The organism is Agromyces mangrovi (assembly GCF_030296695.1).
In the GTDB taxonomy this organism is placed as follows: domain Bacteria; phylum Actinomycetota; class Actinomycetes; order Actinomycetales; family Microbacteriaceae; genus Agromyces; species Agromyces mangrovi.
Genome location: NZ_AP027737.1, coordinates 3,086,092 through 3,099,416, shown reverse-complemented (window position 1 = coordinate 3,099,416; position 13,325 = coordinate 3,086,092). Strand labels below are relative to the sequence as shown.

At 72.2% G+C, this 13,325-nt stretch carries 12 protein-coding genes and 1 pseudogene; 3 read left to right on the top strand and 10 right to left on the bottom strand.

Annotated features, from left to right (window positions below):
• Positions 1-36: 36 nt before the first annotated feature.
• The 3 genes from QUE38_RS14755 to QUE38_RS14745 all read right to left on the bottom strand — a co-directional run bounded on the left by QUE38_RS14755 (position 37) and on the right by QUE38_RS14745 (position 2,901).
• Complete coding sequence (locus QUE38_RS14755; protein WP_286309031.1) at positions 37-660, bottom strand: FMN reductase; 624 nt, start codon at positions 658-660, stop codon at positions 37-39.
• Complete coding sequence (locus QUE38_RS14750; RefSeq protein WP_286309030.1) at positions 657-1,871, bottom strand: LLM class flavin-dependent oxidoreductase; 1,215 nt, start codon at positions 1,869-1,871, stop codon at positions 657-659. Before QUE38_RS14750 ends, QUE38_RS14755 begins: the two co-directional genes overlap by 4 nt.
• A 103-nt stretch (positions 1,872-1,974) precedes the next feature.
• Positions 1,975-2,901, bottom strand: coding sequence for an NADP-dependent oxidoreductase (locus QUE38_RS14745; RefSeq protein WP_286309029.1), 927 nt, complete (start codon positions 2,899-2,901; stop codon positions 1,975-1,977).
• Positions 2,902-3,083: 182 nt separating this feature from the next.
• On the opposite strand from QUE38_RS14745, the gene QUE38_RS14740 reads away from it, so the two are divergent.
• The gene (locus tag QUE38_RS14740) at positions 3,084-3,467 is read left to right on the top strand and encodes a thioredoxin family protein (protein ID WP_286309028.1); all 384 of its coding nucleotides are present in this window, start codon (positions 3,084-3,086) and stop codon (positions 3,465-3,467) included.
• On the opposite strand, the gene QUE38_RS14735 is transcribed toward QUE38_RS14740, so the two are convergent.
• The 6 genes and pseudogenes from QUE38_RS14735 to QUE38_RS14710 form a co-directional block, all read right to left on the bottom strand.
• Positions 3,468-4,082, bottom strand: coding sequence for a hypothetical protein (locus QUE38_RS14735; RefSeq protein WP_286309027.1), 615 nt, complete (start codon positions 4,080-4,082; stop codon positions 3,468-3,470).
• Complete coding sequence (locus tag QUE38_RS14730) at positions 4,079-6,151, bottom strand: S9 family peptidase (RefSeq protein ID WP_286309025.1); 2,073 nt, start codon at positions 6,149-6,151, stop codon at positions 4,079-4,081. Before QUE38_RS14730 ends, QUE38_RS14735 begins: the two co-directional genes overlap by 4 nt.
• A gap of 31 nt (positions 6,152-6,182) precedes the next feature.
• Positions 6,183-7,040 (bottom strand): annotated as a pseudogene (locus tag QUE38_RS14725) (LLM class flavin-dependent oxidoreductase); the annotation flags it as partial.
• 69 nt (positions 7,041-7,109) lie between these two features.
• Positions 7,110-8,114 (bottom strand): EamA family transporter, encoded by a 1,005-nt coding sequence (locus tag QUE38_RS14720; protein WP_286309023.1) that lies wholly within the window; start codon positions 8,112-8,114, stop codon positions 7,110-7,112.
• A 106-nt stretch (positions 8,115-8,220) separates the two neighbouring features.
• Positions 8,221-8,490 (bottom strand): 30S ribosomal protein S15, encoded by a 270-nt coding sequence (gene rpsO / locus QUE38_RS14715; RefSeq protein ID WP_281881850.1) that lies wholly within the window; start codon positions 8,488-8,490, stop codon positions 8,221-8,223.
• 148 nt (positions 8,491-8,638) lie between these two features.
• On the bottom strand, positions 8,639-9,655 hold the full coding sequence (locus tag QUE38_RS14710; RefSeq protein ID WP_286311845.1) for an NADPH:quinone reductase: 1,017 nt from the start codon (positions 9,653-9,655) through the stop codon (positions 8,639-8,641).
• 164 nt (positions 9,656-9,819) lie between these two features.
• Between QUE38_RS14710 and QUE38_RS14705 the strand changes: the two genes are divergently transcribed.
• Together QUE38_RS14705 and QUE38_RS14700 are read left to right on the top strand one after the other, a co-directional pair.
• Positions 9,820-11,247 carry an HNH endonuclease signature motif containing protein gene (locus QUE38_RS14705; protein ID WP_286309022.1) on the top strand — a complete coding sequence of 476 codons (1,428 nt, stop codon included), beginning with the start codon at positions 9,820-9,822 and terminating at the stop codon, positions 11,245-11,247.
• Positions 11,244-12,359 (top strand): hypothetical protein, encoded by a 1,116-nt coding sequence (locus tag QUE38_RS14700; protein ID WP_286309021.1) that lies wholly within the window; start codon positions 11,244-11,246, stop codon positions 12,357-12,359. Before QUE38_RS14705 ends, QUE38_RS14700 begins: the two co-directional genes overlap by 4 nt.
• Before the next feature lie 9 nt (positions 12,360-12,368).
• Here the strand turns inward: QUE38_RS14700 and QUE38_RS14695 are convergent, their stop codons facing one another.
• Positions 12,369-13,319 carry a PstS family phosphate ABC transporter substrate-binding protein gene (locus tag QUE38_RS14695; RefSeq protein ID WP_286309019.1) on the bottom strand — a complete coding sequence of 317 codons (951 nt, stop codon included), beginning with the start codon at positions 13,317-13,319 and terminating at the stop codon, positions 12,369-12,371.
• Positions 13,320-13,325 lie beyond the last annotated feature (6 nt).

Here is a 13,325-nt window from a genome sequence, read left to right as displayed (position 1 = left end):
GGCCGGCATCAGCCGAGCCCGCCCCGTTCGTTCGTACTACTCCCCCGCGAGCCCGCCGAGCAGGTGACCCACCGGCCGGTCGAGCGCGAACGGGTCGTTCACCAGACCACTCCGGTCGGTGCGCGCGACGAGGTCGGCGAACTCGCCGGCCGCACGTGCGACGCGGTCGGGCAGCGAGCGCACGCCGTCGCCGTCGCCCCAATCGCTGGTCGCGGCGAACACGCCCGTGGTCGCGGGCACCGCGTGCAGGTAGGTGAAGAGCGGACGGATCGCGTAGTCGATCGCGAGCGAGTGCCGCGGCGTGCCACCGGTCGCGCCGAGCAGCACCGGCAGCCCGGTGAGCGCCTGCGGGTCGATCACGTCGATGAACGACTTGAAGAGGCCCGAGTAGCTGGTCGTGAAGATCGGCGTCACCGCGATCAGCCCGTCGGCGGCTGCGACCGCGTCGAGCGCGGCCTGCAGCTTCGGCGGCGCGAAGCCCATGAGCAGGTGGTTGGTGATGTCGTGCGCGAGGTCGCGCAGCTCGAACACCTGCACCTCGACGTCGGCGCCGCGCTCGCGGAGCATGGCGACCGCGTCGGCGGTCAGCCGGTCGGCGAGCTGCCGGGTCGAGCTCGGCGTCGACAGGCCCGCCGAGACGACGACGATGCGCGTGGTCATCGTGCACCTCCCCGGGTGGCCGCGAGGCCGAAGGCGGAGCCGGTCGGCGCCGCGGGCACGGCGTCCTGGTACGGCGAGCCCACGGTGAGGTTGTCACCGCGGTTGGCGTTCGGCACGGCCTGGCGCGGAGCGGCGTCGCCGTACGTCGCGCGCACGAGCGACGCGTGCGTCGGGGCATCCGGAACCTCTGCGGGGCGGTTCTTCGCGAACTCGCGGCGCAGCACCGGCACGACCTCCTCGCCGAGCAGGTCGAGCTGCTCGAGCACGGTCTTGAGCGGCAGGCCGGCGTGGTCGATGAGCCACAGCTGGCGCTGGTAGTCGCCGACGTAGTCGCGGAAGCCGAGCGTGCGGTCGATGACCTGCTGCGGGCTGCCGACGGTGAGCGGTGTCTGCGAGCTGAACTCCTCGAGGCTCGGGCCGTGCCCGTAGACCGGCGCGTTGTCGAAGTACGGGCGGAACTCGTCGACGGCGTCCTGCGAGTTCTTGCGCATGAACACCTGGCCGCCGAGGCCGACGATCGCCTGCGCGGCGGTGCCGTGCCCGTGGTGCTCGAACCGCTGGCGGTACAGCTGCACCATGCGCTGCGTGTGGTACGCGGGCCAGAAGATGTGGTTCGCGAAGAATCCGTCACCGTACGTGGCCGCCTGCTCGGCGATCTCGGGGGTGCGGATCGAGCCGTGCCACACGAACGGCGGCACGCCGTCGAGCGGGCGCGGCGTCGAGGTGAAGCCCTGCAGCGGGGTGCGGAACTTGCCCTCCCAGTCGACGACGTCCTCGCGCCAGAGGCGGCGCAGCAGCTCGTACGACTCCATGGCGATGGGCAGGCCCTGGCGGATGTCCTTGCCGAACCACGGGTAGACCGGCCCGGTGTTGCCGCGGCCGAGCATGAGGTCGGCGCGGCCGTCGGACACGTGCTGGAGCATCGCGTAGTCCTCGGCGAGCTTGACCGGGTCGTTCGTGGTGATGAGCGTGGTGGCGGTCGACAGCTGCAGCGTCGAGGTGGCGCCCGCGATGGCCGCGAGCGTCGTGGTGGGCGAGCTCGACCAGAACGGCGGGTTGTGGTGCTCGCCGAGCGCGAAGACGTCCAGGCCCACCTCCTCGGCGTGCTTGGCGATGGTGAGCGTCGCCCGGATCCGCTCGGCCTCGGACGGGGTGTGTCCGGTCGTCGGGTCCTGGGTGATGTCGGAGACGGTGAAGATTCCGAATTGCATGGCGGCCTCCTGGCCCTCGTTCCTCGTGGGATCCATTCTATGCATGTGCATGTAAATGAGTGAACGGATGCCTCGCCGCGGCTATTCCCGCGCCCCCGGCGCCCTACTCGGTGACCAGCACGACCTTGCCCCGCAGGTGGCCCGCCTGCAGGTGACGGTAGGCGTCGACCACGCGCTCGATCGGGAACACCGTGTCGACCGGGAACGCGAGCTCGCCGTCGGCGATGAGCGCCACGATGTCGGCGAGGTCGCCGTCCCGGGCGTTCGCACCACCGACGCCGGTCGCGCCGATCTCGGCGGCGAACGGGCGGTCGGCGATGGTGTTCATGCGCGCCGGGGCGACGCCGAGGTCGAGACCGGCCTGCAGGGTCGCGCGCCCGTGGTTGTCGAGCACCGCGTCGACGCCGCCGGGCGCGATCGAGCGGATGCGCTCGACCATCCCGTCGCCGTACGCGACCGGCACGACACCGATCGAGCGCAGGAACTCGTGGTTGTCGTCGCTCGCGGTGCCGATCGCGGTCGCGCCGTGGCGGGCGACGAGCTGCGCGGCGAGCACGCCGACGCCGCCCGCTGCCGCGCTCACCAGCACGGTCTCGCCCGGCTGCGGGGCGACCTGGCGCACGCTCGCCGCCGCCGTGCGGGCGACGATGTCGAGCGCGCCGGCCTGCTCCCACGTGAGCGCGGCGGGCCTGGCGACGAGCGCGTCCTCGGCCACGAGCGCGAAGTCGGCCTGCGCGTGGAAGCGCGCGCCACCCAGCACCTCGTCGTCGATCGCCCACCGGGTGACGCCCGGCCCGACCGCGTCGACGATGCCGGCGAGGTCGTTGCCGTTGCCGACCGGCAGCGCGAGGTCGGCGGCGTACGCCTGCCACGCGGCATCCCGCTCGATGATCTTCCAGTCCACGGGGTTGAGGCCCGCGGCCTCGACCCGCACCCGCACCTGTCCCGGCCCAGGGTCCGGCCGTTCCACCTCGCGCACGGCGAGGCCCTCGACGGATCCACGACGTTCGATCATCACGGCACGGGGCATGCGGTCCTCCTCATCGTCGGGCGGGCCCATCGTATCCGCCAGGCCCATCGCCCTCGCTCCTTCGCGAGTCGTCATGAACTGCCGTCATCCCGCCGCGATTCCGGCACTTCATGACGACTCGTGGAGGCTGCTTGGGGATGGCACGCAGGTACCGTCCAGCCGGCTCACCTATGGTGGAGCGCATGGCTACCGTCGCGCTGACCCTGGACACCTTCGAGAAGACCATCCTCGAAGGCGGCACCGTCTTCGTCGACTTCTGGGCCAGCTGGTGCGGCCCCTGCCTCCAGTTCGGCCCGAACTACGAGGCCGCGTCGAACGACAACCCCGACCTGACCTTCGCGAAGGTCGACACGGAGGACCAGCAGCAGCTGGCCGCCGCGATGGGCATCACGTCGATCCCGACGATCATGGCCTTCAAGGACGGCATCGGCGTCTTCTCGCAGGCCGGTGCGCTTCCCCGCCCCGTGCTCGACGACCTCATCTCGCAGGTGCGCGACCTCGACATGGACCAGGTGCGCGAGCAGCTGGCCCAGCAGGAGTCGGAGCTCACGCCCGCCGAGAGCTGATCAGCCCTCCTCGGCAGCCACCGCCTCGAGCCCACTGAGGTCGAGCTCGACCCGGAAGGGGCGCTCCGCCCCGACGATCGTCGCCGGCACGCGCACGTACGCGCCGTGCCCGCGCAGCCGATCGAGCACCTCGCGCCACCGTTCGTCCGCCACCTCTGGCAGGAACCCGGCCAGGTGCGGCCGCGTGCCGCCCACGAGCTGCACGCCCACCCGGTAGCGCCACGACATCCAGCGGCTCGCCCTCGGCACGAGCACCGCGCGCTGCTCGCTGCCGCCGTGGATACGCGCGAGGTCGATGGTCGACTGGTGACGCTGCGCGTCGAGCACGGGCACGACGCCGCTCACCGCGCGGGGCAGGCCGGGTGCGTCGATCACGCGGATGCCGTCGAGCGTGCGCAGGTCGCCCCAGCGATCGGGGTTGCGGGTGGACCGGCTGTCGCGGACGAGCGTCGCGACGAGCCAGGCGGCCGCCGCGGTGACGGCGACGAGCAGGGGCCAGAACGCGAACGGCGCGACCTCGGGCCGGGCGAGGCTGATCGCCACGGCGAGCGCGAGCACCACGAGGTACGGCAGCGGCTCCCACTGCCCGAGCGGCTTGCGCTTCGGCGCGCTCATCCGAGCAGCTCCGGGCGCTGGAAGGTTGCGCCGTGCACGTGCTGGTCGAGGAAGGCGAAGATCGTCTCGTACCAGATGACGGCGTTCTGCGGCTTCAGGATCCAGTGGTTCTCGTCGGGGAAGGTCAGGTAGCGGTGCACGGTCGTGCCGTCGTCGGCGGCGTGCGCGGCGGCCAGGTCGGACCAGAGTCGCAGCCCCTCCCCGATCGGCACGCGATAGTCCTTGTCGCCGTGGATCACGAGCAGCGGAGTGCGGATGCTCGCGAGGTGCCGGTGCGGCGAGTGCTCCGCCATCGCCTCGGGCGTGAAGATGCGGGTCCAGTACGCGGTCATATCGGTCGTGCCGGCGAACTGGTCGAGCGCCCACAGGCTCGCGTGCGTGACGATCGCACGGAACCGGTCGGTGTGCCCGGCGACCCAGTTCGCCATGTACCCGCCGAACGAGCCGCCCATCGCCGCGGTGCGGGTCTCGTCGATGTCGGCCCGCGCCTCGACCGCGTCGGTGATCGACATGAGGTCGGTGTACGGCTCGTCGCCCCACGCGTTCCACCCGCGGCCGACGAAGTCGAGGCCGTAGCCGGTCGACAGGCCCGGGTCGGGCAGCAGCACGGCGTAGCCGCGGGCGGCGGCGAGCAGCGGGTTCCACCGCCAGCTCCACGCGTTGAAGCTCGCGACGGGCCCACCGTGGATCCACAGCAGGAGCGGCGCGGGCTCCGCGTCGGAGGCGCCCTCGGGCAGCACGAGCCAGCCACGCACGCGGGTGCCGTCGGCGGCCGTGGTCGCGACGTCTTCGATGCGGGCGGATGCCGCGGTGGCCGGCGCCGGGCTCGCGAGCGGCGTGATCGTGCCGTCGGCGCCGATGCGCACGGGGTGGGGCGCGATGATCCAGGTCGAGCGCAGCGCGACGAGGTCGGCGGAGCCGGGCACGACGCGCACGTCGGTGTACGCGAAGTCGTCGTGGGTGAGCTGCTCGGGCGCGGAGCCGTCGAGCGGGATGCGGAAGACCGGCGCGCGGCCGTCGGAGTCGGCGGTCGCGATGAGCGATGCGTCGTCGTCGGCGAACGCGAGCGAGGTGGCCCAGCGGTCCCAGCCCTCGGCGATGCGCCGGGCACCCTGCCCGTCGAGGTCGCTGACCCAGATCTCGACATCGGTCGGGCCCGCGGGCGACGCCTTCGCCTGGCGCACGTGCACGAGCGTCGTGCCGTCGTGGCTGATCACCGGACCGGCCGCGTCGACGTCGGGCAGGTCGACGAGCGTGCGGCGCTCGCCGGTCGCGGCGTCGATCGCCACGAGGATGCGGCGGCCCTCCTGCGGGCCGGGCACGCGGAGCGACGCGATCACGGTCGCGCCGTCGGGCGTCACCGCGGTGCCGGCGGAGTCGGCCTCGCGGCCGGGCCGGGGCGTCAGGTCGAACGGGCGGGGCAGGCTGGCCGGATACGGGGTCGTCGCGTCGTCGTCGGACTCGTCGCCCGGGGCATCCGTCGTCGGCAGTTCGTCGGCGAGGTCGCCGAGGTCGAGCGCGAGCAGGTGCGGCTCGGCGGGGCCGAGGTCGTGGTCCCAGAAGCGCACGGGGTACGAGTCGTGCAGGATCGCGGCGACCTTGGCCTTCTTGCGGCGGCCGCGGAGGGCGGCCTCGGCCTCGAGATCGGCGGGCGTGGGCAGGAGTTCGGCGTTGATCACGACACGAGCGGATGCCTCGGAGACGGCGCCGATGCCCGCCACGCCGCCCGCGAGGCGGGTGATCGGCCGTGCGTCGCCGCCCGAGGCGGGCAGCAGCCAGAGCTGCGCGGCCTCGTCGTCGCCGTCGGCCTCGGCATCGGGGCGGGCCGAGACGAACAGCAGGTCGCCGGTGCCGGTGAACGCAGCGCCGGCCTCGCCCTTCGCGGAGCGGGTCAGGCGGGTCGGGGCGCCCGAGCCGTCCGCGGGCACGCTCCAGAGCGCCTTCTCGTACGCGGTGCCGTCCTTCGACAGCGTGGCGATCGTGAGCACCGCACGGGCGCCGTCGGGCGAGAGGGCGAGTGCCTCGACTCTCGGGATGCGGATGTAGTCGTCGAGCGAGTCGAAGGGCATGGGGTCAACGTTAGCTGCGATCCGCGGCGACTCAGTCCGCGCGGATCGCATCCAGCCGTGACGCGACCTCGTCGAGCACGCGCTCGTCGCCCGTGTGGATGCCCGAGGTGCGGGGCCAGTGCGTGATGACGTCGGTGAACCCGCGTTCGCGGGCGAGGCCGACGGCCTCCTCGAACGCGTCGACGCTGCGCATGGCGTACGACGCGTCGCGGTCGAGGCTGAGGTGGCGCTCGATGCTGCGCGGGTCGCGTCCGGCCGCCTCGCAGGCGTCGTCGAGGCGCGCCGAGAGGTCGCCGACCGCACGCCACCAGTCCGCATCGTTCGCGCCGACGTACGGCCCGGTCGTGACCCAGCCCTGCCCGTGCGTCACGGCGATGCGCATGGCGCGCGGTCCGTTCGCGGCCACGACGAACGGCATGCGAGGGGCTTGTGAAGGCTCGCCGACCATACGAGCGTCTCGCGCGGTGTACCAGGGGCCGTCGTGAGAGATGCCGCTCGAGGCATCCGCTCGCCCCTCGCCCCGCTGCCCCTCGAACCGCAGCAGCTCGTCGAGGGTCGCCGTGAAGTCGGCGAACCGGTCGACGCGCTCACGCGGGGTCAGCTCGTGCTGGCCCATCACGTGCGCGTCGAAGCCCGTGCCGCCCGAGCCGAGGCCGAGCAGCACGCGGCCGCCGGAGATCTGGTCGAGCGTCGCGACGTCCTTCGCGAACGGCACCGGATGGCGGTAGTTCGGGCTCGCGACGAACGTGCCGAGGCGGATGCGCTCGGTGACCATCGCCGCGGCGGTGAGCGTCGGGATCGTGGCGTGCCAGCGCTCGCCGGCGAGCGAGCGCCAGGAGAGGTGGTCGTAGGTCCAGGCGTGGTCGAAGCCGCGCTCCTCGGCGCCGCGCCAGAAGCGGGCCGCCTCCGGCCAGTCGAACTGCGGAGGATGACGATGCCGACGCGCATGAGCCCGAGTCTAGGTGTCGCCTCGGACGTCGTCGCGAGGCGGCTCGGCCGTCGCGTCGCTCGGCAGTGGCACCGGCTCCGCACCGGGCACCTCGTCGAGTCCGCTGCGGTCGTCGCGCTCCTGCCGCACGAGCACGATGCCGGCGAGGATGAGCACGCCGCCGAGCATCTGGAGCGGCGTGATGACCTCGCCGAGCACCATCCACGCGACGATCGCGGCGAAGATCACCTCGGACAGCCCGAGGAACGACGCCAGGCGCGTGCCGAGCATGCGGATCGCGGTGATGCCGGCCGCATACGCGAACGCGGTCGAGACGAGTCCGACGACGAGCACGGGCACGTACCAGGGCGCGGTGCCGCCGAGGAAGACGACGTCGTCGACGAAGGCGAACTCGAACGGCAGGATGCCGGTGAGGCCGACGAGCCCCAGCACGACCGCGCCGACCACGAAGCCGGACGCCGCGAGGGCGAGCGGCGGCAGCGAGGCATCCGCTCGATCACCGAGCACGTAGTACACGCACATGCCGACCATCGCGAGGCCCGCGAGCAGGAGCCCGACGGGGTCGAGGTCGCCGCCGCCGGGTCCGATGACGAGCACGAGGCCCGCGATCGCGACGATCGAGCCGGCGATGACGACGCGTTGCGGGGCGCGGCGCAGGCGGATCCAGGCGAGCAGCACGAGGGCGACGGGCGCGAGGTACTCGATGAGCAGGCCCAGGCTCACCGGGATGCGCTCGATGGCCGCGTAGAACGCGACCTGGGTGAGCACGACGCCGAGGATCGCGAACGCGAGCACCGTGCGCCAGGCCGAGAGAAGCGGGCGGATGCTCCACCGCATCGCCGCGAGCCCGGGGATCGCGAGCGCGACGGCCGCGACCACGATGCGCGCGAAGACCGCGGCACCGGGCGACCAGCCGGCCTCGAGCAGCGGCTTGACGACGGCGCCGCCCGCGCCGAACGCGAGGCCGGCGGCGAGGCCGACGACGATGCCGGCGAGTCCGCGTGATGCGCGCACGGTGCTCCTACTGGTGGGTGCGGTGGTCGTGATTTTCTGGGAGACGACGACGGCCCCCGCCGGTGGGCGGAGGCCGTCGTGAAGAAGTTCGCGGTGTCGCCGACGACTAGCGGCGCAGCCCGAGACGCCCGATGAGCGCACGGTAGCGGTCGATGTCGACGTCGGCGAGGTAGCCGAGCAGACGACGACGCTGACCGACCAGGAGGAGCAGGCCACGACGCGAGTGGTGGTCGTGCTTGTGCTCCTTGAGGTGCTCGGTGAGGTCCTTGATGCGGGTGCTGAGGATCGCGATCTGGACCTCGGGGGATCCAGTGTCACCGGGGTGGGTCGCGTACTCGTCGATGATCGCCTTCTTGGTCTCTGCATCCAGTGCCATAGAGGGATCCCCTTCCTACTCGTTGCGCGGTGCTCCGGGCCGGATGCCCGAGCGCTCTTTGTCCGCGGCCGTCATGACGGCAACCTGAAGATCTTACCAGAGGCGGCTGGTGACGGTGAACGCGCGGGGCGGGCGGCTCGGGGCGGTGTCAGAGTTCGGCGACGTGGATGAGGACCTTGCCGACGGCGGCCTTCTCGACGGCGTCGTGAGCTGCGGCGGTCCGTGCGAGCGGATAGTCGTGCAGCGGCAGGCCCGCGTCCGCGCCGACGGGCAGCGCGCCGTCGCGGACGGCGGCGGCGACGTCTTCGGCGGCGGCATCCAGCGCGGCCTGGCCGACCGTGTAGAGCAGGAGCCCCTGGACGCGGACGTTCTTCGCGAAGCTCGGGCGGATCGGCATCGTGAAGCCGGAGCCGCCGTCGTCGGCGTAGTACGCGACCGAGGCGTGGTTGGCGGCAATCTCGGCGTCCAGTTCGGCATTCGCCGCGAGGGAGACCTCGACGATCTGGTCGACCCCGTCGGGAGCGACCTCGCGGATCCGCGACGCGACGTCCTCCGTCGTGTACTCGATCGTGTGGTCGGCGCCGGCGGCGGTCGCGAGTGCCGCCTTCTCGGGCGAACTCACCGTCGCGATGACGAGCGCTCCCGCCCAGTGCGCGAGCTGGATGGCGGCGTGCCCCACGGCGCCGGCGCCGCCCGCGACGAGCACGACGCGGCCCGTGAGCGCGCCCGGCGCGAGTCGTGCGGGGCCGAACTCGTGCACCGTCAGCGCCCGGTGCGCCGTCATCGCGGGAACGCCGAGGCTGGCCCCGAGCGCGAAGCTCGCGTCGGCGGGCAGGGGGACGACGCGTTCCGCGGGAACGACGGTGTACTCCTGGGCCGTGCCGGTCGGGCGCCCGTGGGCGGCCATGTAGATCCACACGCGGTCCCCGACCGCGAGGCCGGCGACGTCGGCGCCGACGGCGTCCACCACGCCCGCGCCGTCCTGGTTCGGCACGATCTCGCCGGGCACGGTCGGGTTGCTCGCGCGGGCCTTCCAGTCCGTGGGGTTGACGCCCGAGACCGCGATGCGCACGCGCACCTCCCCCGCGGCGGGAACGGGCAGCGGCCGCTCAACGAGCGAGAGCACGGAGGAGTCACCGGGACGGGAGTAGACGATCGCCTGCATGCTCACGGGAACATCGGGAGCGCGGTGCGCATTCCGGGCTGGCCATCCTGTGGTGAGCCGGATTCTTCCGCCTTCCTTCGCACAAACCCTTGATCATCCTGTGTTTCTGCCGATAGAATCGAACATCCGTTCGAATCTCGCCTTCGACCTGGGAGCACTGGCCCGTGGAGCTCTCCGCGATCACCGACCCGCGTACGGCACTCGATGCCGAGCTGGCGGCGATCACCGAACTCGACCGGTCGATCCGCGCGGCGCAGGCCGAGCAGCTGCGGCGCGTGGCTCGCGCGCGTGAGCTCGCCGCCGACGTCGAGGGCGTCGACGAGCTGAGCACGTTCACGCATCGGGAGCTCGCCACCCGGGCGTTCATCGCCGAGCTCGCCACGTCGCTGTCCGTGCACGAGCGCACCGCGGGGCGCATGGTCGGCGACGCCGAACAGCTGACCGGCCGGTTCGCCTCGACCCTGCAGACCCTCTCCGACGGGTCGATGTGCCTCGGCCGCGTGCGCACCCTGCTCGAGTTCGCCAGCCAACTGCCCGCCGAGACGCAGCCCGAGTTCGAACGCGAAGCCCTCGAACAAGGTGCCGGCGACACCCCGTCCGCGTTCCGGCGGCGCGCCCGAAAGCTGCGCGAGCGCATGCACCCCGTCGAGCCGATCGAACGGCACGAGGTCGCACGCGCCGAACGGTGCGTCGGGCTCGACCCCGCCCCAGACGGCATGGCCTGGCTCAGCATCCACCTCGAAGCCGAGCGTGGGGTCGCGATCATGTCCCGGCTCGACACGTTCGCCGACGTCACCGGATCCGACGACGAGGCAGGCGATGTGCGCACGCCCATGCAGCGCCGCACCGACGCCGCAGCCGACCTCCTCCTCGGCGGCTGGCTGCACGACGCACCCACTGGGTCCCCGCTCGCACCGCCCGCCTCACCGCTCGGCGCGGTCACCCCGAAGGTCTACGTCACCGTGCCCGTCATGACCCTCCTCGGCGCGAGCGACGAACCCGCCGAACTCGACGGCTACGGCCCGATCGACGCCGACACCGCACGCCGCATCGCCGCGCACGCCCCGTCATTCCACCGCATCCTCACCCACCCCGAGACCGGCGCCTACCTCTCCTACGGTCGCACCACCTACCGGGTGCCCGCCGACCTCACCGGCTACCTGCGCGTCCGCGACGGCGGCTGCCGCTTCCCCGGCTGCTCCCGCCGCGCGCAACGCTGCGACCTCGACCACACGGTCGACTGGGCCCGCGCCGGCGACACCCGCCACGACAACATCGCCCACCTCTGCCGCAAGCACCACCGCCTCAAGCACAAGACCGCATGGCGCGTCACCCAAGAATCCGACGGCGAACTCCTCTGGGTCTCCCCGCAGGCCGCGAATACCTCACCAGCGCCGAATCACCCTTCCGCGAGAAACCGCCACCCGAGGCACCCGCCCCCGCGCCTGTCGCACACGAGTCTGCCGCGCCCGCGCCTGCCGGCACCGAGATCGACGACGACCCCGAACCACCCTGGGCCGCCGACCGCACCATCGACCCCGCGGCGTAGCAGTGCGCGAGGCACAGTTCGCTCACTAGCATCGTGCGAGTGAGGGAGCCCGACGTCCGCCCGCTGCTCGAGCCCGTGAGCGCCGAGGCCATGCAGGAGGCGCACGCGTTCGCACCGGTGCCGACGCTCGGCGAGGTGCTGCGCTCACCGCAGGTGAAGGCACTCGTGCCGATCGCGGTCTTCGGTCTCGTGGCCGTGGTCGCGTTCGGCGGGTTCGCGTCCTCGCTCGTCGCATCCGTGCTCGGGTCGCGGGCATTCGGCGTCGTGGTGTTCCTCGTCGTCGCCGCGCTGATCACCGTGGCCTGGCTCGGCTGGCTGCAACTGCAGCACCGACGGCGCGAGCGGTACGCCCGGCTCGTCTCGTTCGCACGCGCCAACGGATTCGACTACGAATCCCGCATCGACGGGCGCCGCCACGAGGGGATCGTCTTCCACGTCGGATCCGCCCGCCGCGACGAGGACGTGTTCCGGTTCGTGCCCGACGAGCCCGGTCAGCGCGAAGTCGAGGTCGGCACGCGGGTGTACGAGGAGCGGACGTCGCGCAAACGCGACCCGATCGTGCACCGCTGGGGCTACCTCGCCGTGCGGCTCGACCGCCGGCTCCCCCACCTGCTGCTCGATGCGACCCGCAACGACGGCGCCTTCGGCGTCTCGAAACTGCCGATCGGCTTCGCGAAGGACCAGCGCCTCTCGCTCGAGGGTGACTTCGACCGTCACTTCGCGCTCTACTGCCCGCGCGAGTACGAGACCGACGCGCTCTACCTCTTCACGCCCGACGTGATGGCGCTGCTCATCGATGAGACCTCCGCCTACGACGTGGAGGTCGTCGACGACTGGCTGTACGTGTACTCGGTGAAGCCGTTCGACCCGACCGATCCGGAAACATGGCGGCGGCTCCACCGCATCAGGTCGGTGGTCGGCGAACGCCTGGCGGGGAGGTCGAGCCGGTACGCCGACGACCGGGTGGTCGAGCCGGTACCGGTGACGGATGCCCCGCAGCCGGCTATCACCTCGCGGCTCGACCACGACCGGGTCGCGCCCGGCGGCGCGCGCCTGCGACGGCGACGGGCGGTGACCACCTCGACGGTCGGCGTCGCCGCGGGCGCCGTGGGGCTGTTCTGGCTGTTCGAGTGGTTCGAGCGACTCTGGAGCTGAGCCTGCGCCTCAGCCCGTGACGCTCGCGAGCTCCTCCTCGGCGAGCTCGGTCTGCTCGTCGGTGAGCGGCACGATCAGCGCGCGCTCGGCGATCTCGTCGGCGTTGTCCACGTAGAAGTCGACGAACGCCTCGACCTGCGGCTGCTCGGCGTAGGACGCGTTGTTCACGTAGATGAACAGCGGCCGCCCGAGCGGCGCGTACAAGCCGTCCTGCACGGTCTCCACCGTCGGCGCCACGCAGCCGTCACCGGAGTCGACCTCGAGCGCCATCACTCGATCGGGGTTCTCCTCGACGTAGCTCAGGCCGAAGTAGCCCATGCCGCCGTCCTCGGCGGTGACGCCGGAGAGGATCACCTCGTCGTCCTCGGAGGCCTCGTAGTCGGTGCGCGTCGCGCCCTCCTCGCCGTTGATCGCCTCGGTGAAGTAGTCGAACGTGCCCGAGTCGCCACCGGGTCCGTGCAGCACGAGCGGCTCGTCCGGGAACTCCGAGTCGACCTGGTTCCAGCTCGTGACCTCGCCCTCGGCCTCGGGCGCCCAGATCGTCTGGAGCTGCTCGACCGTGATGCACTGGATCCAGTCGTTCGCGGGGTTCACGACGACCGACAGGCCGTCGTTCGCGATGACGATCTCGGTGTACTCGACGCCGGCCTCGGCGCACGCGTCGATCTCGTCGTCGGAGATCGGGCGCGATGCATTCGAAAGATCGGTCTCACCCCGGCAGAACGAGCGGAATCCGCCGCCGGTGCCCGTGATGGACACGGTGACGGCGACCTCCGGCTCGACCGCCTCGAACTCGATCGCGGCGGCCTTGGTGAGCGGGCCGACGGTCGACGAACCGTCGGTGACGACGGTCCCCGTGAGGCCCGCATCGGCGCCGGACTCCTGCCCGGCGCATCCGCTCAGCACGAATGCCGCCGCGAGCGCCATCGCCGCGCCGGCGATCCCCCCAGTGGTGCGCATGGCGAA

Coding starts and splice junctions, on each gene's coding strand:
- rpsO (WP_281881850.1), bottom strand. CDS start 8,490: ATGGCACTGGATGCAGAGACCAAGAAGGCGATCATCGACGAGTACGCG.
- QUE38_RS14740 (WP_286309028.1), top strand. CDS start 3,084: ATGGCTACCGTCGCGCTGACCCTGGACACCTTCGAGAAGACCATCCTC.
- QUE38_RS14735 (WP_286309027.1), bottom strand. CDS start 4,082: ATGAGCGCGCCGAAGCGCAAGCCGCTCGGGCAGTGGGAGCCGCTGCCG.
- QUE38_RS14730 (WP_286309025.1), bottom strand. CDS start 6,151: ATGCCCTTCGACTCGCTCGACGACTACATCCGCATCCCGAGAGTCGAG.
- QUE38_RS14750 (WP_286309030.1), bottom strand. CDS start 1,871: ATGCAATTCGGAATCTTCACCGTCTCCGACATCACCCAGGACCCGACG.
- QUE38_RS14745 (WP_286309029.1), bottom strand. CDS start 2,901: ATGCCCCGTGCCGTGATGATCGAACGTCGTGGATCCGTCGAGGGCCTC.
- QUE38_RS14695 (WP_286309019.1), bottom strand. CDS start 13,319: ATGCGCACCACTGGGGGGATCGCCGGCGCGGCGATGGCGCTCGCGGCG.
- QUE38_RS14710 (WP_286311845.1), bottom strand. CDS start 9,655: ATGCAGGCGATCGTCTACTCCCGTCCCGGTGACTCCTCCGTGCTCTCG.
- QUE38_RS14755 (WP_286309031.1), bottom strand. CDS start 660: ATGACCACGCGCATCGTCGTCGTCTCGGCGGGCCTGTCGACGCCGAGC.